Genomic DNA, 18,765 nt, shown 5'->3' with positions numbered 1-18,765 from the left:
GGAGTGATTTTTATGGCCGGGTATTTTGAGCTCCTGGACGCGCCCGATGGCGGCTACAGGGTCCGGATGATGGATGGAACCGGAAACCTGATGGCCATCTCGGTGACCTTTCCCACCAAGCGGGCGGCAGTGGCCGGTGTGGCGATGGCCCGCGAAATAGCAGGCACCGGCCTGATCAGGGACAAGAGCCACGACGGCGCGGGCACCATCATCCGGGAGCGTGTGCGACCGGTTAACACCGCGAAAGAGGCGGCCGCCCGGCACAAGAGGGTGCCGGAGGCCAAGCGGGCAGCGGTGGGCTGATGGTCCAGCCGCGGAAGTCACCCCCTGGCGGGCAGCGCCGGGGGGTTCTCTTTGACGTCGACGGGACGCTGATCGACTCGTCCTACATCCACACCATTTCCTGGTGGGGAGCCTTCCGCCAGCAGGGCTACGACATACCCATGGCTTCCATCCACCACTTTGTGGGCATGGGCGGGGACCGCCTGGTGGATAACCTCCTGCCCCCGGACCGGGACCGGGAGGCGGACAAGGACGTCATGGCCAGCCACGGCGCGCTGTATGCCTCCCACTGGCCGGCGCTGCGGGCCTTCGACGGCGCCAGGGACCTGCTGGCCCGCTGCCACGACGACGGGCTTGCGGTTGCGCTCGCCTCCTCGGCGCGGAAGAAGGACCTGCAGGTCATGAAGGGCATCCTGGGCGCCGACCCCTTCATCGACGGTGCCACCAGCGCCAACGACGCCGAGAACAGCAAGCCGTCCCCTGACATCCTGGTTGCCGCCCTGGAAAAGATCGGCGTGGAGGCTCGGAATGCAGTCTTCGTGGGCGACGCCGTATGGGACATGAAGGCCGCCGCAGCCCTCGGCATACCCTCGGTGGGAGTCACCTGCGGCGGTATTAACGCTGCAGAGTTGCGCGAAGCCGGCGCTGTTGAGATTTACGAGGGCCCGCGGGACCTTCTGGAGAATCTCGGGTCAAGCGCCATCGGCCAGCTGCTGCGGCAGGATTCCTAGGTTACTCAGACCGTCTGCCCGCCCGTGACCGTATCCTCGTCCCCGGCATTGGCGGGCTTTGCCCAGGACACCGCAACCCGCACGGAACCGTCGTCGTTACGGTCAATGTCTGTGACGATATCTGCCGCGCTGGCGCCCATCTCCAGGATTCTGGTGCGGTAGGTATTGACCAGCGCCTCGAGGCTCTCCTCCGTCCACTCGCCCGGCCGTATGCGGGTGGAGATCTCGACCGGTTCCGGCTGGTACAGCGACATGGTGTTCCTCTTTCACTCGCACGGGCGTAGGGCTGGCCCTTCCTACGCTAGAAGCCCGCGGCCGGGACGACAAGTATTTGATCAGCCTGCTTACTTTTTTTGGCGCAAGCCGATAGCGTCGAAGGACGGGCGTTCCGCTCCGCGGCATCACCAGAAGAGAAAGGGAAACTGTGAAAGCTCTGACCTGGCAAGGGAAACGCTCGGTAAGCGTCGAGGAAGTGCCGGACCCGGTGATCCATGAGCCTACCGATGCGATCGTGCGCATTACCTCGACGGCGATCTGCGGCTCGGACCTGCACCTATACGAGGTGCTGGGCCCCTACATGCACAAAGGCGATGTAATCGGCCACGAACCGATGGGCATCGTGGAAGAAGTGGGCAGCGCAGTCACCAACCTTCGCCCCGGGGACCGCGTGGTGGTGCCCTTCAATATCTCCTGCGGCCGCTGCTACATGTGCGAACAAGGCCTGCAGTCCCAGTGTGAAATTACCCAGGTGAAGGAGAAGGGTTCAGGAGCGGCCCTCTTCGGCTACTCGGAGCTGTACGGCTCGGTCCCCGGCGGGCAGGCCGAGTACTTGCGGGTCCCGCATGCGGACTACGGCCCGGTAAAGGTGGGAACGGAGCTTCCCGACGAGCGCTATCTTTTCCTTTCCGACATCCTTCCCACCGCCTGGCAGGCCGTGGAGTACGCGGACGTCCGGCCAGGCGGCACCCTTGCCGTGTTCGGCCTGGGGCCGGTGGGGCAGTTCGCCAGCCGGATCGGCGTCCACCGCGGCTTCCGCGTGGTGGGGGTGGACCCCGTCCCGGAGCGCCGGGAGATGGCGGCGCGGCACGGGGTGGAAGTGTTCGACTACACCAAGACCATTTCGGACGAACTGCGGGAGATGACCTCCGGCCGTGGCCCTGACGCGGTGGTGGACGCCGTCGGCATGGAAGCCCACGGTTCGCCGGTGGCAGGCTTCGCCCACCAGGCGCTGGGCCTGCTGCCGGACAAGCTGGCCCAGAAGGCGATGGAGACCGCTGGCGTGGACCGCCTGGCGGCCCTGCACACTTCGATCGACGCCGTGCGCCGCGGCGGGACCATCTCGCTGAGCGGCGTGTACGGCGGGCAGGCGAGCCCCATGCCGATGCTGACGCTGTTCGATAAGCAGATCCAGGTGCGGATGGGCCAGTGCAACGTCCGGCGCTGGACCGACGACCTGCTGCCGCTCGTTGAGGACGACGCCGATCCGCTGGGGGTGATGGACCTGGTCACCCACCGCTCAGGCCTGGAAGGTGCCCCTGCACTGTACGAAAAGTTCCAGAAGAAGGAGGACGGCTGCATCAAGGTGGTCCTTAACCCGGGCGCCTGAGCCGTTTACCGGCGGAGGCAGGGGGCCGGGAGGGCTGGATGTCAGCAGAGGTTGTTCATGGCCTCCTGGGCAACCTCCTGCATCTCGAACAGCAGCGGGTTCACCCCGAGGGTGGGCGGCCCGGGAGGGTAGGCCACGGCGATGGCCAGCTGTTTGCTGCCGTCCTCGCTGGTCATGGCGATGGTTCCGTAGCCGTCCACATCCCCGGGAAGCCCGTAGTAGAAGCGGTTGTTGCAGGTGTTGTTCCAGCGCCGCAGGGCAAAGCCGTAGTACTGCGAGTAGCCGCCCTTCATGGCGGTCACGGTGTCAGGTGCCAGCAGCCTGCCCTGCAGCAGCGCCGCGTAGAACCTGTTCACTTCCTGCACTGTGGACACGGCTCCATTGGAAGGTGCCTCGGCCAGCCAGGCGGGCGCGGCCGCGTCCCTGGGGATGCCCTCGATGGTGACGTAGCCGCGCACCATGGCTGCGGGCTGCGGGCCCCCAAGTGTGGTTGCCTGCAGCCCCAGGGGGCCGGCAATGTCGGCTGCCAGGACCCGCCCGATGTCCTGGCCGCGGAGCCGCTCAACAATCAGGGCCAGCGCCGCGTAGTTGGAGCGGGAGTAATCGAAGATCCGTGCCAGCCTGCCGTCCCACGGCAGGGTGGCGGCGAGGCCCAGCTGCTGTTCGAGGGGAAGCGGCCGGCCCGCCAGCTCCTCCCAGTGTCCGGATGCCAGCAGGGGGAGGGAGAAGTCCGGGAGCCCGGATTCATGCGTCAGCAGCTGCCGGACGCTGACGGGACCGGGCGGCTTCAGGACGGCGCCGAACTCCGGCAGGTATTCGCTGGCCTGGCCGTCAAGGTCCAGCCTGCCCTCCTCCACCAGCTTCAGCACCGAGACGGCCACCATGGACTCCGTGATGGTGCCGACGTGGACGGGATCGGCCACCGTTGCCGCTTCACGGGTCTCCAGGTTCCGGACTCCGGCGGCGTGGGTCCACGTGTCCTCGCCCATGGTGACGGCGATGAGGACTGCCGGGGCGCCGTCATCGACCATCCTGGAACTGAAAGCCTCCAGCAGCGCGATGGCGGCGGGCTTGTCCGGGTCCGGGGGCTCTGGCTGCCCGATGCAGCCCTGACCGGCCAACAGGATGACGGCACACAGCACAGCCGTCATGCACTTTGTGATGCGGCCCCTGCGGCTACCCATGGAACTATTCTTCCCCCAACTAAGTAGCGGCACCTGTCGTTTTGGGGTTCCAAAACGACAGGTGGCGCTACCTGGTTGGGGAGTGCGGCTCAGGTGAGGCGGACCTGCCGGTTCATGTCCTTGTAGAGCAGGTACCGGAACTCGCCCGGGCCGCCGGCGTAGCAGGCCTGGGGGCAGAAGGCGCGCAGCCACATGAAGTCGCCTGCCTCTACCTCAACCCAGTCGTTGTTGAGCAGGTACATGGCCTTGCCCTCAAGGACGTACAGGCCGTGTTCCATGACGTGGGTTTCGGGGAACGGGATTACGCCGCCGGGCTGGAACGTCACGATGTTGACCTGCATGTCGTGCGCAAGGTCGTTGGAGTCGGTGAAGCGGGTGGTCTTCCAGACGTCGTTGGTGTCCGGCATCGACGTCGGCTCCACGTCCTTCTCGTTGGTGACGAAGGACTTGGCCTCGTATCCCTCCAGGCGTTCGTAGGCCTTGCGGATCCAGTGGAAGGAGACGATATCGTCCGAAACGTTCTCCAGGCCCCACTGCGAGCCAGCGGCCAGGTAGGCGTAGCCCCCTTCCTCGAGCTGGTGCAGCTCGCCGTCCAGCGTCAGGTTGAGCTTGCCCTTGGTGACAAAGATGACGCCCTCCACGCCTTCCTCGAACTCGGCGCGCGGTGCTCCGCCGCCCGGGGCGATCTCCACGATCAGCTGGGAGAAGGTGGTGGCAAACCCGGAGATGGGGCGGGCGATGATCCACGAGCGGGTGTTGCTGAAGCCCGGCAGGTTGGAGGTGACGATGTCCGTCAGCACCCCCTTGGGAATCACCGTGTAGGCCTCGGTGACGATGGCGCGCTCGGTGGTGAGGTGGGTCTGCGGCGGCAGGCCGCCTTGCGGGTAGTAGTACTTGCCCATGGAGGGATTCCTTTGCTTAGGAGTTGGAGGTGGTGGCGAGCCTCGGGTGGGCCAGCGCGGTGAGCTGGGGAAGCCCGACGCCGGCGAGCGCCTGGACCTCATCGGCCCCCACGGCACCGCACTGGACGCCGCGCAGGACGAACGCGGCCAATGCCCGGGCGGTGGCGGGTTCGTCCATGACGCCGCCCGCGGTCTGTTCCACGTAGTTGCGCAGCCGGGCTGCCGCCGCGGGCAGGCCCTGCCGGTAGAAGGCGTACGTGGCGGCAAACCTGCTGGGCAGCTGGGCAGGGTGCAGGTCCCAGCCCTGGTAGTAGCCGCGTTCCAGGGACCGCCGGACCAACCGGCCGTGCAGCTGCCAGGCGTTCTCCACGTTGTCGCCCACGGGGATGATGTTGGTGGAGCCGTCCGAGAGCCGGATGCCGGTGCCGGCCACCGCGAGCTGCATGACCTCCTTGGCGAAGTCCGCCACGGGGTGCTCCATGGACTGGTACTCCGCGGAGATCTGCAGCGACGCGGAGTAGTCGTAGGTGCCGTAATGCAGGCCGCTGATCCGGCCGGGCACGGCGTGCGGCAGCTGCGCCACCGGTGACGTGCCCTCCGGACCCAGGATGAGCTGGGGCGTTTCCACCTGGACCTCGAAACGCAGCCGGCCGGCGGGCAGCGAGTGCACCTGCTCCAGCCGGGACACGGCGAAGTCCATGGCCTGGACCTGGGCCACGGTGGTCACTTTGGGCAGGGTCAGGACCAGCCCTTCCGGCAGCTCTCCCACGGCGGCCAGGCCGGAGACAAACAGGTCCAGGGTGCGTAGCCCACGGGCCCGGGTGGCCGCTTCGAAGCACTTGAACCTGATACCGATGAACGGGGGAGCGGACCCGGCCGCGACTGCGGCGGCCAGAGCGGAAGCCGCGGCAACCGCCGCTGCGTCCTCGGCGTCGTCGCCCCTGTCCCCGAACCCGTCCTCGAAGTCCAGCCGGAGGTCCTCGATGGGTTCGGAGGCCAGCTTCGCTTCCACCCGCGAGGCTACGGCCTCGGCGAGGCCGGGCTCCTGGCCCAGCAGGCTCCCCAGCTTCCTGAAGCCGCCGTGGGCCTCAACCGCAGCCTTGGCTTCGGTGCCCCACTCGGCAGCGAGCGACGGCGTGAAGCGGTCCGCGGGCACGTACACCGTGTGCACGGGCTGGCGGGAGCCGTCGTCGCCGGGATAGTTGTGTTCCAGGAGCCGGTCCGTGGCGGCCAGCTGGCCGTCGATGTGCGCCAGGTCCCCGGGTGTGAGCGAGGGTCTGGGTGATCCGGACATGCCTCAGCCCACCAGTTCGTAGGCGGGGGTGGTGAGGAAGTCGGTGTAGTCGTCCGAGAGGCAGATGTCCGCGATCAGCTCGCTGGCCGGCTGGTAGTAGCGGCGGAACGCCTCGTCACCGAACTCCGTGCGGAGCCGCTCGGTTTCCTCGCCCAGGATCCGCTCCACCAGCTCCTTGGTCACCGTGTTGCCGGTGTCCGCCAGGACGGACTTGTTCCGGATCTGCTGCCACACCTGGGAACGGGAAATTTCGGCGGTGGCGGCGTCCTCCATCAGGTTATGGATGGCCACCGCGCCGTTCCCCGAAAGCCAGACGGCGGTGTAGGCCACTGCAACGTAGAGGTTCAGCCGCAGGCCGGCCTCGGTGACCTGGCCTTCGGCGGAGGAGACGTCCAGCAGCTGGCCGGCGGTGACGTTGACTTCCGGGCGCTGCTTGTCCAGCTGGTTCGGCTTGTCGCCGAGGACCGAATCGAACACTTCGCGGCAGGTGGGAACCAGGTCCGGATGCGCAACCCAGGAGCCGTCGAACCCGTCGTTGGCTTCGCGGGTCTTGTCCGCCCGGACCTTCGCAAAGGCGGCCTCGGTCACCTCCGGGTGGCGGCGGTTGGGAATGACGGCCGCCATGCCGCCCATGGCGAAGGCGCCGCGCTTGTGGCAGGTCTTGACCAGCAACTCGGTGTAGGCGCGCATGAACGGCGCGGTCATGGCCACCGAAGCACGATCCGGCAGGACGAACTCTTCGCCGGCGTCGCGGAAGTACTTGATGAGGCTGAACAGGTAGTCCCAGCGGCCGGCGTTCAGGCCGGAGGCGTGGTCGCGGAGCTCGTAGAGGATCTCGTCCATCTCGAACGCTGCCGGAATGGTCTCGATCAGCACGGTGGCGCGGATGGTGCCCTGGTGCAGGCCCAGGAAGTCCTGCGCGAAGACGAACACGTCATTCCAGAGCCGGGCCTCGAGGTGGCTCTCCATCTTGGGCAGGTAGTAGTACGGCCCGTGCCCGTTGAGGACCAGCTGCTTGGCCACGTGGTAGAAGTGCAGGCCGAAATCCACCAGTGCGCCCACCGCGGGTTCGCCGTCAATCAGCAGGTGCTTTTCCTGCATGTGCCAGCCACGGGGGCGGGCCACCACGACGGCGAGCGGCGCGTCCGTGCGGAGACGGTACTCCTTGCCCTCGTCGGAGGTGTAGCTCAGGGTGCCCTGGGCTGCGTCACGGAGGTTGAGGATGGCGTCAATGACGTTGCTCCAGGTGGGGGTGCTGGCGTCCTCAAGGTCCGCGAGCCACACCTTGGCGCCGGAGTTCAGGGCGTTGATGGCCATCTTCGCCGGGGACGCCGGGCCGGTCATTTCCACCCGGCGGTCCTGCAGGGCTGCCGGTGCCGGCGCGACCTTCCAGTCGCCGTCGCGCACGGCCTGGGTTTCCGGCAGGAAGTCCAGCTTTCCGGTCTCCGCGACGCGCTGCCGCTTGGCGGCGCGGGCCGCCAGCAGCTCGTTGCGGGTTCCGGCAAAGCGCTTGTGAAGCTCCTCCACGAAAGCCAGCGCCTTGGGGGTGAGGATCTCCTCGGCGCGGTTGATCGGCCGGGGATCTGTGACGGTGATGGCCATTTCTGGTCCTTTCCTATGGCTGGAAGTCGGGCGGTCAGGCGTTGGCGAGGGCGGCCACGGGAACCTCGGCGGCATCCGTGCCCTTGGTTGCCACGTTGGCGGAACGGGCGGCCCCTGCCACTGCTGCAGCCACGTCGGCGGCCACATGGGGATCGAAGACGCTGGGGATAATGTAGCTGGCATTGAGCTCGTCGTCAGCAACCCGGTTGGCGATGGCCTCGGCCGCGGCCACCAGCATGTCCGGCGTGATGTCGCTTGCCCCGGCGTCCAGCAGGCCGCGGAAGAATCCGGGGAAGGCCAGCACATTGTTGATCTGGTTCGGGAAGTCGCTGCGCCCGGTGGCCACCACGGCGGCGTGCTTTGACGCAATGACGGGGTCGATCTCAGGGGTGGGGTTGGCCATGGCGAAGACGATCGCGTCCTCGGCCATGGAGGCCACCTGCTCCTCGCCGATGACGTGCGGGGCGCTGACGCCGATGAACACGTCCGCTCCCTTGAGGGCGTCGTGGAGGCTGCCGGAGAACCCTTCCTGGTTGGTGTTCGCGGCAATCCAGGTGCGGTGCTCGTCGTCGTACTTTTCGCCCGCGTGGATGGCACCCGAGCGGCCGGCTGCAACGATGTGCCGGGCACCCTGCGCCTTGAGGAGCTGGATGATGGCGGAACCGGCGGCGCCGACGCCCGAGACCACGATTTTCACCTCGGAGAGCTTCTTGCCCACCACCCGCAGGGCGTTGACCAGGGCGGCCTGGGTTACGATCGCGGTGCCGTGCTGGTCATCATGGAAGACCGGGATGTCCAGTTCCTCGCGGAGCCGGTTTTCGATCTCGAAGCACCGGGGCGCGGCGATGTCCTCCAGGTTGATGCCGCCGTAGACCGGGGCCATGGCCTTGGCGATTTTGATGATCTCCTCGGTGTCCTGGGTGTCCAGGCAGACCGGCCAGGCGTCCACGTTGGCGAACTGCTTGAAGAGCGCAGCCTTGCCCTCCATGACGGGCAGGGCGGCGGCGGGACCGATGTTGCCCAGGCCCAGGACGGCCGAACCGTCGGTGAGGACGGCGATGGTGTTGCGCTTGACGGTCAGGTTGCGGGCCGCTGCCGGGTCCTCGGCGATAGCGAGGCAGACGCGCGCGACGCCGGGAGTGTAGGCGCGGGAAAGATCGTCGCGGTTGCGCAGGGCAACCTTCGGGACGACTTCCAGCTTGCCGCCCAGGTGCATCAGGAAGGTGCGGTCCGAGACGTGCTGGACCGTCACGCCGTCAAGCGCGTTCAGGGCGTCCTTGACCCGTGCGGCGTGCGCGTCGTCGGTGGTGTTGCAGGTGACGTCCACAACCAGTGTCTCGTGGTGGGACTCGCTGACGTCCAGGGCCGTGATGGCGGCGCCGGCTGCTCCGACGGCTGCGGCCAGTTCGCTGGTGGCGCTGAAGCTTGACGGTGCTTCCACGCGCAGGGTGATCGAATTTCCGGGGCTGGGGTTCGCCATTGAATGTCCTCCTGTTGGGCCATGTCCGGGTTGCTGACCAACTCGAATGTTTTCGTATTATGGATATTATTATCTACTTTGTGGAAAGACAAGCCCTGTTTGTGACTGATCGCATCGGCCCGGCCCGTGCTGTATCTTGAAACAACTAGGGCAACTCTTTTCACGATGCGGATAAGACTTGTCGGAATCCGAGCCACAGGAGACTTGGTTATGGCTGAGAAAGCCGCCGGAGGCGTGCAGTCCGTTGAGCGCGTCTTCGAACTCTTGGAATTGATCACCGACGCTGGCGGCGACGTCACGCTCAGTGAGTTGTCCTCGTCCACGGACCTGCCGCTGCCCACCATCCACCGGCTCCTGCGCACCCTCGTCGCGCTGGGCTACATCCGGCAGTTGCCCAACCGCCGCTACGCCCTGGGCCCGCGGCTGATCCGGCTGGGCGAGGGGGCCAACAAGCAGCTCGGTGCCCTGGCCCGCCCGCAGCTCAAGACGCTGGTTGACCGGCTGGGCGAGACCTCCAACATGGCCGTGCTCGATTCGGACATGGTCATCTACGTGGCCCAGGTGCCGTCCCTGCACTCCATGCGCATGTTCACCGAGGTGGGACGCCGGGCGCATACCCATGCCACCGGCGTCGGAAAGGCCATCCTGGCCCAGCTCGACGACGACGTGGTCCGCGGCATAGTTGCCCGCGCCGGCATGCCTACGCCAACAGTCAAGAGCATCCGCGACGTCGACGACCTCCTTGCCGACCTGAAGCTCATCCGCGAGCGGGGCTACTCCATCGACGAGGAAGAGCAGGAGCTCGGCGTGCGCTGCTTTGCCATGGCCGTGCCCAACGCCCCCACTCCCACGGCGATCTCGGTGTCCGGCCCGGTGTCCCGCGTGGACGAGCACTTCGCCGACAAGGCTGTTCCCGTCCTGCGGGAGGCAGCCGAGGCAATCTCCGCGGAACTCAACCGCTCCTGACCCGCGGGAGTTACGGACGACGGCGGCCCCCTCCTTTCCGGAGCGGGCCGCCGTCGCCGTTTCCAGGCGTCCTAGTGTTCTGACGCCTTCTCCGCGGACTCGATCTTGACTTCCTTGCCGTCGCAGTCGATGAGCTTCCCGCCCTCAAACCGGTCGCCGTCCATCAGGCACTTGATGTCCTGTTCCTGGACTACCCGCTCGGTGCCGGCCACGAATACGGACTGGTTCTCCGAGTTGCCGGCCTTCAGGTGGTTGAACAGCAGGTTCAGCAGGATGGCCATCACGGCGGCGGAGCTGATGCCGGAGTGGAAGATGGTGCCGAACCAGGACGGGAACTGGTCGTAGAACGCGGGGGCGGCGATGGGAATCATGCCGAACCCGATCGAGGCGGCCACGATGATCAGGTTCATGTTGTTCTTGTACTCCACCTTGGCCAGGGTGCGGATGCCACTGGCTGCCACGGTTCCGAAGAGTACGACGCCGGCGCCGCCCAGGACGGGGGTGGGCACCGCTGCGACCACCCGGCCGAGGACGGGCAGCAGGCCGAGGATCACCAGGATCAGGCCGCCGGCGCTGACCACGAAGCGGCTCTTCACCCCGGTGATGGCCACCAGGCCGACGTTCTGGGCGAAGGCGCTCTGGGTGAAGGAGTTGAACAGCGGGGAGATGGCGCTGGAGAGCATGTCAGCGCGGAGGCCGTCGCCGATCCGTTTGGAGTCCACCTTGGTGCCCACGATCTCGCCCACGGCGATGATGTCAGCGGACGTTTCGGTCAGGGTGACCAGGATGACGATCAGCATGGAGATGATGGCCGCAATTTCGAAGACCGGCGGGCCGAAGGCGAACGGAGTGGGGAAGGCGACGATTTCGCCCTGGCCCACCTTGGAGAAGTCGGCCATGCCGAAGGCGAAGGCGATGGCGGTCCCCAGGACCATGGCGAGCAGGATGGAGAGCCGGGAGATCGCGGCGCTGCCCACCTTGCTCAGGAGCAGGACGATGGCCATGGTGGCTGCCGCGAGGCCGATGTTGGCCATGCTGCCGTAGTTGGGGGCCTTGCTGTTGCCGCCCATCGCCCAGTTGGCGGCCACCGGCATCAGCGTGAGGCCGATGGTGGTGATGACCGTACCCGTGACCACCGGCGGGAAGAACCGGATGATCTTCGAGAACAGCGGAGTGATCAGCAAGCCGATCAGCGACGCGGCGATGACCGATCCGAACACCGCCTGGATCCCGCCGCCGCCGTGCACGATGGCCACCATGGTGGACACCCCCGCGAAGGACACGCCCTGGACCAGCGGCAGCTGCGAGCCGAAGAACGGAACGCCGACGGTCTGCAGAATGGTGGCGAGTCCGCCGACGAACAGGCAGGCAGCAATCAGCAGCCCGATGTCCTGCGAACTCATCCCGGCCGCCGCGCCAATGATCAGGGGAGGGGCGATGATGCCGCCGTACATGGTGAGGACGTGCTGGAAGCCGTAGGCGAAGGTGCTTCCGATCGACAGCCGCTGGTCCTCCGGCCGGGCCTGCTGGGCCCCTTTACCGGCGGCCGCAGCGGCCAGTTTCTTCTTGGTGTTCATGGCAGACTTTCTGGGTTCATGGCAGACGTCATCGTCTGGCTAACTGTGTCTGGCTAACGGGTGTAAATCTGTGGGTCCGGAGTTTTTGTCCACTTATGGGGACTTCAGAGGTGCTGAAGTCGACTTATCTGGACAAAAACTCCGGACGGGGTGGGGTGATGCAGGCGGTCTAGCAGAAGCCGGCGATGCCGGACCAGGCGGCGGGGGCCGGGGCGGCATCCTCGCGCTGGACGGTGGCCTCGATCAGGCCGTAAGGACGGTCGGCGGCGTAGAAGACCTCGTTCGGGTTGTCCAGGCCGAACGGGGTGAGGTCCACCAGGAAGTGGTGCTTGTTGGGCATGGAGAACTTGATCTCGTCGATCTCGGTGTGGGCCTCCAGGACCTTCTGGCCCATGTCGAACAGGGTCTGCTGCAGGGCGTGGGAGTACTTCTCGGTGAAGCCTTCGAGCAGGAGTCCCTTGACGTCGTCGTAGCTCTTGTTGAAGTCAAGGTTGCTGAAGTCGGTTCCGGTCCTGAAGCGCCAGCGGGCGGAGACGTCCGTGGCCAGGATGCGGTCCGTGGTTTCCGGCAGGGTGGTGTAGCGGTCCCGCGGGTAGCCGACGAAGCCGGACTCGGTGGACTTCAGGACGGTCAGGTCCTTGAGCCCGGAGACAAGGTGCGTTGTGGCGCCGTCGCGGACCAGGACGGCGGTCCGGACTTCCTGGCCGTTGCGGACGAATGAGTGGTCGTGTTCGCTGCCGTGGGCCTGGATACGGTTCCACGCGTAGGACTCGGCTTCCCAACGGCCGCCGGCCACCCAGTCGAAGCTGGACGTGAAGTGCTCGCCCAGGCGCAGCAGGAAGGCCTCGGGGGAGCCGACGCCGTCACGGGCGAAGGCGTAGATGGTGTTCTTCTGGGTGTCCGTGGCAACCACGTGGGCGTTGTCGCCCTCCAGGTGTGCCGCGGTGAAGTCGCCGCGCAGCTGCGAGGTGACGTTCAGGTCCTCGATCTCGTGGCGGTTGGTGTCGCGGGTGATCTTGACGACGCGGACTTCGGCCTTGCCGTACTGGTTTTCGCCGAGGATGATCTTGCTGCTCATGGTCATTTCCCAATCTCCGGTAAGTGGAACCAAGGTTCCATCACTGAAATTAAGCGCGCGTTTCTGGCGCGTTTCCGGTGGAGCCGACCCAACAAAAAAGAGCCGGCATCCATTGATGCCAGCTCATTACGACCCTGCCTGCTGCTCCCAGGTTACGTGACGTGCGCCACGAGTTGCCTTCCAGCGTACCCCCGCAATCCGGTGGTGTACATCACAAGGCCAAAATTCGTTTTGTGACCGGGCTGGCCTCCGCGCTGCAACAGAAGCTATTGACGCTCCCTGCCCGGCGCATCTAATCTTTCATATAGCAAGATTTATTTTCCGCTATACGAAAACCCGAGGAGGGCCAGATGTACCAGCAGGAGACGACGCCGGCACCAGCACCGGCGGCCGCCCAGACAGCGTCGGAGTTCTACCTCCCGCTTGGTGGCGGAACGGATCCCGATTTCTACGTGCCCGAGGACCGGGTCCACCAACCCAGCCGCTTCTCGCGCTGGATCCACGCGCTGCCGGGATTCAACCGCCGCTGGCGCCGTCAGGAGGCCGGACGTCCCGGCCACTCCTTTCCGGCCCAGGGGTCGTAATCTGCAATGAGCTCCTCCTGGGGCGGCCGCTCCGCCTCGGGAACGTGCTGCAGGTTCACCCGCACCCGGTACCAGAGCGAGCTTGAGCCGCGCATCCCGTCCACCAGCACGTCGGCCGGGGCGAGTGAAGGAACGACGGCGGCGTGCCGGGTTTTCCACTCGTCCAGCGCAGCCAGGGCCTCCGGCTTCGTCCGGGTCCGGGCCACTTCGATCAGCGGCATCGTTGACTGCCGGCGGCCCGAGCCGTTGGCTCCCCGCGGTGCCTTCTCGGCCGGACCCAGCTCCTTGGCGAGGGCCAGCAGCCCGTCAAGGGAACCGGCGGCATCGTCGATGCCCGCGTGCGGGTCGCCGACGTCGGCAAACCGCTCCAGAACCGTGGGAACCGTAAACCGCTCCGGCCTGGCAGTGCGGACCTCTTCCCAGGTGAGCGGCGTTGATACCCGCGCGTCAGGTAATGCCCGGACAGAGTAGGCGGAGGCCACCGTCCGGTCCTTGGCGTTCTGGTTGAAGTCGACGAACACGCTCTCGCCGCGTTCCTCCTTCCACCACCGTGCCGTGGCCAGGCCGGGCGCGCGGTTCTCCACTTCCCGGGCCAGGGTTTCGGCGGCGAGCCGCACATCCCGGTAGGACCACTGCGGCGCGATCCGCACCAGGATGTGCAGCCCCCGGGAACCGCTGGTCTTCGGCCATCCAACCAGCCCCACGTCGTCGAGGACCTCCTGCGCCACGTAGGCGACGTCCACGATCTGCGACCACTCAACGCCCGGCATGGGGTCGAGGTCCACCCGCAGTTCGTCGGGGTGCTCCAGGTCCTCTGCGCGCACCGGATGCGGGTTGAGGTCCAGGCAGCCCAGGTTGATGACCCAGGCCAGGCCTGCCGCGTTCCGGATCACCGCCTCCTCGGCCGACGTCCCCGACGCGTAATGCAGCGTGGTGGTGTCTATATAAGGAGGGTGGTTTTCCGGCACGCGCTTCTGGAAGAAGGGTTCCTCGCCGATGCCCTTGGGAAACCGCTTGAGCACCATCGGCCGGCCGCCCGCCCCGCGCAGCGCGCCGTCGGCAACTGCCACGTAGTACCGCACCAGGTCCAGCTTGGTCAGGCCGGGTTCCGGGAACACCACCTTGTCCGGGCTGGAGATGCGGACCTCTTCACCATCGATGTCCAGGATCTCGGCCGGCGTCTTTGCTGGGGTCATGCGGCCACGCTAGCAACGATGTGATCCCGCGGCATAGGGTCGTCGAAGCGGCGGAACACGCCCTAGCCCTTCACCAGGCGGCGGGCGGCAGCCGAATGCTCGGCGATGAGCCCGGCGACGTCCAGGCCCGGGATCTGCCCGTCCACCACGCGCCACTGCCCGCCCACCATCACCCGGTCGGCCCGGTCCGCCCCACACAGCAGCAGGGCGGCGACGGGATCGTGGCTGCCGGAGAAGCGGAGATCGTCCAGTGTGAACAGTGCAAGGTCCGCCTGCATGCCGGGAGCCAGCTGGCCCAGCCCGCTCCGCCCGAGGACGGCGGCCGAGCCGCGCGTCGCCCAGCCCAGTGCCCGCTCCACCGGGACATCCGCGCCATACCGCAGCCGCTGGAGATACAGCGCCTGCCGGGCTTCCAGGATCATGTTCGAGGCATCGTTCGACGCCGAGCCGTCCACGCCCAGCCCCACCGGAACTCCCGCGTCCTCAAGTTCCAGGACCCGGGCCGTGCCCGAGGCCAGGCGCATGTTGGAGGTGGGGCAGTGCGCGACGGCGGTCCCGGCTGCCCCGAGCCGGCTGATCTCGGTGTCGCTGAAGTGGATGCCGTGGCCCAGCCAGGTGCGGTCCGTCAGCCAGCCGACGCTGTCCAGGTAGTCGATGGTCCGAAGCCCGAACATCTCCCGGCAGAAGTCCTCCTCGTCGAGGGTTTCGGCCAGGTGGGTGTGCAGCCGGACGTCCAGGCGCTCCGCGAGGGCTGCGCTTTCGGCCATGATTTCCTTGGTCACCGAGAATGGCGAACAGGGGGCCAGGGCGATCTGGATCACCGCGTCCTCCCCCCGCTCGTGATACGCGGAGACCAGCCGCTCGCTGTCTTCCAGCACCACCTCCGGAGCCTGCACCGTTGACTGCGGCGGCAGGCCGCCGTCGTCCGTTCCCAGGGTCATGGAGCCGCGGGTGAGCGTGGCGCGCATGCCCAGCCGGCGGACCGCCGCCACCTCGATATCGATGGCTTCCTCCAGCCCGGCGGGAAAGACGTAGTGGTGGTCGGCGGCGGTGGTGCAGCCGGAGAGCAGCAGCTCGGCCAAGGCCGCGGTGGCGGCCAGCTCCAGGTCTTTGGGGGTGAGCCGCGCCCAGACCGGGTACAGGTTCTGCAGCCAGGGGAAGAGCGGGGCGTTGGCCACCGGCCCCCATGCGCGGGTGAGGCTCTGGTAGAAGTGGTGGTGCGTGTTGATCAGCCCCGGCAGCAGGACGTGCCGGCGGGCGTCGAACGTTTCGTGGACGGGTGCCTCCGGCTGCTGCCCCGCAGCCAGGACTTCCTCGATCACGCCGCCGCTGACCACGATTCCGCGCGAGGCGTCGAGGCTGTTTGCGGTGAAGGCGGCCTGCGGATCCTTGATCCAGAGGCGGGAGCTGGTGGCAGGGGAGGAGTTCATGGGGCTGTCCCTATCTGAGCGCAGTTGCAGTAAATCCAGCTCAGTGAAGCCCTGTCTGCTGATCCAGGGCCGCGGCTCCGATGCGGGGCGCGGGTGGCTTCAGCGTAGGGAGCCGGCAGGATTCCGTCAACGCGCGGATTGTGACTGCCGTCCGTTTTCTGCGCCAGTGAAGGGGTGGAAACACAGATTTCACATTGCGGAATAAAGTTTTCAGAAAACTATGGCGCGGACCACAATCCGGTGCTAATCTCGATTTTGCCAAAGGCGGGCACCCGGACCCCGGGAAGCTATCTACCAGGCGCAACTTAACCTTCACAGCACATGCTGAAGCCTGGTAACCGTCGCACCTGGTTCTACTGGTACTGCAAGCGGCACCGGGCTTCCCGGCAAAAGGAAGTCGCATCATGAGTACCACCGTCACGGCCGAGCAGTTCCTGGCCAGATCCATCCGGCTGGCAACGGCCAACGTCCTCAACAGCGGCGGGCCCTTCGGCGCCATGATCGTCACCGCGGACGGCAAAACGTTCGACGGCGTCAACCGCGTCACCGCGGACAACGATCCCACGGCCCACGCCGAAGTCACCGCAATCCGCACCGCCTGCCGCGAGCTCGGCACCTTCGACCTCAGCGGCGCCGTCCTCTACACCAGCTGCGAGCCATGCCCCATGTGCCTCGCCTCGGCGCTCTGGGCCCGCGTGGAGCGGGTGGTGTACGCCGCAGACCGGCACGACGCCGCATCCGTCGGCTTCGACGACGCCGTCTTCTACGAATACTTCGATAACCAGGACAGGGATTCCCTGATGCCGGTCTCCAAGCTGGAACTGGGCGATCCCCAGGCGCCGGCGCCGCTGGAGCCGTTCAACACCTGGAACACGCTCGAAACCAGGATCGACTACTAGGCCCGGCGGCTCACCATGACCATCCTGGATTCCTCCCACGAGGAGCATTCGGCTCCAACACCCCGCACCTCCCAGCCGGCACCGCGTTCCCCCAAGCCGTCGGCGTCGAACTCCATCCTTGACCGTTTCTTCCAGATCACACAGCGCGGCTCAACACTGGCGCGTGAATTCCGCGGCGGCCTGGTCACCTTCTTCACCATGGCGTACATCGTCATCCTGAACCCCCTGATCCTGGGCGGCTTCAGCGCGGACAACGCTCCCACCGATGTTGCCGGCGGCTGGCTCTCCGCAGCGCAGGTCGGGGCGGTCACCGGCCTCACCGCCGGCGTCATGACCATCCTGTTCGGCCTGGTGGCAAACCTTCCCTTCGGCCTTGCCGCCGGGCTGGGCATCAACTCGTTCCTGGCCGTTTCCGTGATCCAGGAAGTCACCTGGGCCGAGGCGATGGGCCTGGTGGTGATCAACGGCATCCTGATCGTGCTGTTCGGCGTCACCGGCGCCCGTACCGCCATCTTCCGGGCCGTCCCCAAGGAACTGAAGGCCGCCATCACCGTTGGCATCGGCCTGTTCATCGCGTTCATCGGCTTCGTGGACTCCGGCTTTGTCCGGGCCACCGCCGGCGGGCCGCCCGTCCAGCTGGGCGACGGCGGCTCCATCACCTCCGTGCCCACCCTCGTGTTCGTCGTCGGCCTGCTCAGCATGGGCATCCTGGTGGCGCGCAAGGTCCAGGGCGGGCTCCTCATCGGCATCGTGGGCACCACCGTGCTCGCCGCCGTCGTCGAAGCCATCTTCAAGATCGGCCCGGCCAGCGCCACCAACCCGGGCGGCTGGCACCTGAACACCCCCGTGCTCTCCGGCCAGCTGGTGTCCGCCCCGGACTTGGGCCTGGTGGGCCAGTTCGACATCTTCGGCTCGTTCGCCCGGATCGGCGGACTCGCCGCTACCATGCTGGTGTTCACCCTGGTCTTCACCAACTTCTTCGACGCCATGGGCACCATGACCGGCCTGGCCAAGAGCGCAGGGGTGGCCCACAAGGACGGAACGTTCCCGCGGCTCAAGTCAGCCTTCATCGTCGAAGGCGTGGGCGCGGTGGCCGGCGGGGCAACCTCCGGCTCCTCCAACACCGTGTACATCGACTCCGCAGCCGGGATCGGCGAAGGCGCCCGTACCGGCCTGGCATCGGTGGTCACGGGCGTGCTGTTCCTCGGCTCGATGTTCCTCACCCCGCTTACCAGCGTGGTTCCGCTTGAGGTCGCCGCCGCGGCCCTGGTGGTGGTGGGCGCCATGATGATGGCGCAGATCCGCGAGATCAAGTTCAGCAAGTTCAGCGTGGCCCTGCCGGCGTTCCTCACAATCGTGACCATGCCGCTGAGCTACTCGATCGCCAACGGCATCGGCGTCGGCTTCGTCAGCTGGGCCATTATCGGCGCGGCATCAGGCAAGGCCAAGAAGATCCACCCGCTGATGTGGGTGGTCAGCGCAGGCTTCCTGGTGTACTTCGCCCGCGGCCCCATCAACGTCCTGATGGGCGCCTGATCCGCCGCTTTTCCCGGCCGTTTGGGACATCCGCACCCGCCATCCGGGTGCGGATGTCCCGGCCATCAGCTTTTCCGAACCAATTGCTTTCCGTACCACCCGACAGGAACGACAATGGACACCACCGCCGCGCGGAAGAAGGAGTGCCGCCATGCTTGACCTGATCCCTTCCCTGGGCGCCTGGCTGCCCCACCTCGCGCACCAGCCGTTCGCGGTGGCAACCATCCTCTCGGCTACCGGCTCTGTTCCGCGGCCCGTGGGCACCTCCATGATTGTCACCGAATCCGGAAACGTGCTGGGCAGCCTGTCCGGCGGCTGCGTCGAGGGCGCCGTGGTGGCGCTCGCCCAGGAGGCAATGGACGACGGCGGGACCCGCCGCCAGGCGTTCGGCTTCAATGCCGCCGACGCCTTCGCCGCC

At 66.7% G+C, this 18,765-nt stretch carries 18 protein-coding genes; 8 read left to right on the top strand and 10 right to left on the bottom strand.

The window, feature by feature from the left end:
• The first annotated feature begins 12 nt into the window (after positions 1-12).
• Positions 13-303 carry a hypothetical protein gene (locus AC5RTT_RS01005; RefSeq protein ID WP_494143632.1) on the top strand — a complete coding sequence of 97 codons (291 nt, stop codon included), beginning with the start codon at positions 13-15 and terminating at the stop codon, positions 301-303.
• Positions 303-1,013: an HAD family hydrolase gene (locus tag AC5RTT_RS01000; RefSeq protein WP_494143631.1), complete on the top strand. Its 711-nt coding sequence runs from the start codon at positions 303-305 to the stop codon at positions 1,011-1,013. Before AC5RTT_RS01005 ends, AC5RTT_RS01000 begins: the two co-directional genes overlap by 1 nt.
• A 5-nt stretch (positions 1,014-1,018) precedes the next feature.
• Here the strand turns inward: AC5RTT_RS01000 and AC5RTT_RS00995 are convergent, their stop codons facing one another.
• The gene (locus AC5RTT_RS00995; protein ID WP_494009477.1) at positions 1,019-1,267 is read right to left on the bottom strand and encodes a hypothetical protein; all 249 of its coding nucleotides are present in this window, start codon (positions 1,265-1,267) and stop codon (positions 1,019-1,021) included.
• Between the two features lie 170 nt (positions 1,268-1,437).
• Here AC5RTT_RS00995 and AC5RTT_RS00990 point away from each other — a divergent pair, with 170 nt between their 5' ends.
• Positions 1,438-2,619: a zinc-dependent alcohol dehydrogenase gene (locus tag AC5RTT_RS00990; protein ID WP_494143630.1), complete on the top strand. Its 1,182-nt coding sequence runs from the start codon at positions 1,438-1,440 to the stop codon at positions 2,617-2,619.
• Positions 2,620-2,660: 41 nt separating this feature from the next.
• Here the strand turns inward: AC5RTT_RS00990 and AC5RTT_RS00985 are convergent, their stop codons facing one another.
• The 5 genes from AC5RTT_RS00985 to AC5RTT_RS00965 all read right to left on the bottom strand — a co-directional run bounded on the left by AC5RTT_RS00985 (position 2,661) and on the right by AC5RTT_RS00965 (position 9,081).
• On the bottom strand, positions 2,661-3,803 hold the full coding sequence (locus tag AC5RTT_RS00985; protein WP_494143629.1) for a serine hydrolase domain-containing protein: 1,143 nt from the start codon (positions 3,801-3,803) through the stop codon (positions 2,661-2,663).
• 89 nt (positions 3,804-3,892) lie between these two features.
• Positions 3,893-4,705 carry a bifunctional allantoicase/(S)-ureidoglycine aminohydrolase gene (locus AC5RTT_RS00980; RefSeq protein WP_494009474.1) on the bottom strand — a complete coding sequence of 271 codons (813 nt, stop codon included), beginning with the start codon at positions 4,703-4,705 and terminating at the stop codon, positions 3,893-3,895.
• A gap of 16 nt (positions 4,706-4,721) precedes the next feature.
• Positions 4,722-5,999 (bottom strand): DUF6986 family protein, encoded by a 1,278-nt coding sequence (locus AC5RTT_RS00975; RefSeq protein ID WP_494143628.1) that lies wholly within the window; start codon positions 5,997-5,999, stop codon positions 4,722-4,724.
• A 3-nt stretch (positions 6,000-6,002) separates the two neighbouring features.
• Complete coding sequence (gene aceB / locus AC5RTT_RS00970) at positions 6,003-7,601, bottom strand: malate synthase A (RefSeq protein WP_494143627.1); 1,599 nt, start codon at positions 7,599-7,601, stop codon at positions 6,003-6,005.
• Between the two features lie 34 nt (positions 7,602-7,635).
• Complete coding sequence (locus AC5RTT_RS00965; RefSeq protein ID WP_494143626.1) at positions 7,636-9,081, bottom strand: NAD-dependent malic enzyme; 1,446 nt, start codon at positions 9,079-9,081, stop codon at positions 7,636-7,638.
• 210 nt (positions 9,082-9,291) lie between these two features.
• Here AC5RTT_RS00965 and AC5RTT_RS00960 point away from each other — a divergent pair, with 210 nt between their 5' ends.
• A complete protein-coding gene (locus tag AC5RTT_RS00960; protein WP_494143625.1) occupies positions 9,292-10,047 on the top strand; it encodes an IclR family transcriptional regulator in 756 nt (251 codons plus the stop codon).
• 71 nt (positions 10,048-10,118) lie between these two features.
• Here AC5RTT_RS00960 and AC5RTT_RS00955 read toward each other — a convergent pair whose 3' ends face one another.
• Together AC5RTT_RS00955 and pucL are read right to left on the bottom strand one after the other, a co-directional pair.
• On the bottom strand, positions 10,119-11,624 hold the full coding sequence (locus tag AC5RTT_RS00955) for a nucleobase:cation symporter-2 family protein (protein ID WP_494051736.1): 1,506 nt from the start codon (positions 11,622-11,624) through the stop codon (positions 10,119-10,121).
• 169 nt (positions 11,625-11,793) lie between these two features.
• Positions 11,794-12,708, bottom strand: a complete 915-nt coding sequence (gene pucL, locus AC5RTT_RS00950; RefSeq protein ID WP_494143624.1) for a factor-independent urate hydroxylase — start codon at positions 12,706-12,708, stop codon at positions 11,794-11,796.
• A 344-nt stretch (positions 12,709-13,052) separates the two neighbouring features.
• On the opposite strand from pucL, the gene AC5RTT_RS00945 reads away from it, so the two are divergent.
• Positions 13,053-13,286, top strand: a complete 234-nt coding sequence (locus tag AC5RTT_RS00945) for a hypothetical protein (protein ID WP_494143623.1) — start codon at positions 13,053-13,055, stop codon at positions 13,284-13,286.
• On the opposite strand, the gene ligD is transcribed toward AC5RTT_RS00945, so the two are convergent.
• Together ligD and AC5RTT_RS00935 are read right to left on the bottom strand one after the other, a co-directional pair.
• Complete coding sequence (gene ligD, locus AC5RTT_RS00940) at positions 13,238-14,482, bottom strand: non-homologous end-joining DNA ligase (RefSeq protein WP_494143622.1); 1,245 nt, start codon at positions 14,480-14,482, stop codon at positions 13,238-13,240. The two genes, AC5RTT_RS00945 and ligD, sit on opposite strands and share 49 nt — an antisense overlap.
• A 62-nt stretch (positions 14,483-14,544) precedes the next feature.
• Positions 14,545-15,912 (bottom strand): 8-oxoguanine deaminase, encoded by a 1,368-nt coding sequence (locus AC5RTT_RS00935; RefSeq protein ID WP_494143621.1) that lies wholly within the window; start codon positions 15,910-15,912, stop codon positions 14,545-14,547.
• Between the two features lie 404 nt (positions 15,913-16,316).
• On the opposite strand from AC5RTT_RS00935, the gene AC5RTT_RS00930 reads away from it, so the two are divergent.
• The 3 genes from AC5RTT_RS00930 to AC5RTT_RS00920 form a co-directional block, all read left to right on the top strand.
• A complete protein-coding gene (locus tag AC5RTT_RS00930) occupies positions 16,317-16,811 on the top strand; it encodes a nucleoside deaminase (RefSeq protein ID WP_459791214.1) in 495 nt (164 codons plus the stop codon).
• 15 nt (positions 16,812-16,826) lie between these two features.
• Entirely contained in the window at positions 16,827-18,347 is a 1,521-nt protein-coding gene (locus tag AC5RTT_RS00925) for an NCS2 family permease (protein ID WP_494143620.1), read from the top strand.
• Between the two features lie 151 nt (positions 18,348-18,498).
• Positions 18,499-18,765, top strand: a 267-nt coding sequence (locus AC5RTT_RS00920) for an XdhC family protein (RefSeq protein WP_494143619.1), incomplete at its 3' end; no start/stop codon positions are given.

This window comes from Arthrobacter sp. Y3221157, from assembly GCF_059089865.1.
The sequence above is the reverse complement of the archived record's forward strand: the minus strand, read 5'-3'. Positions and strand labels throughout refer to the sequence as shown.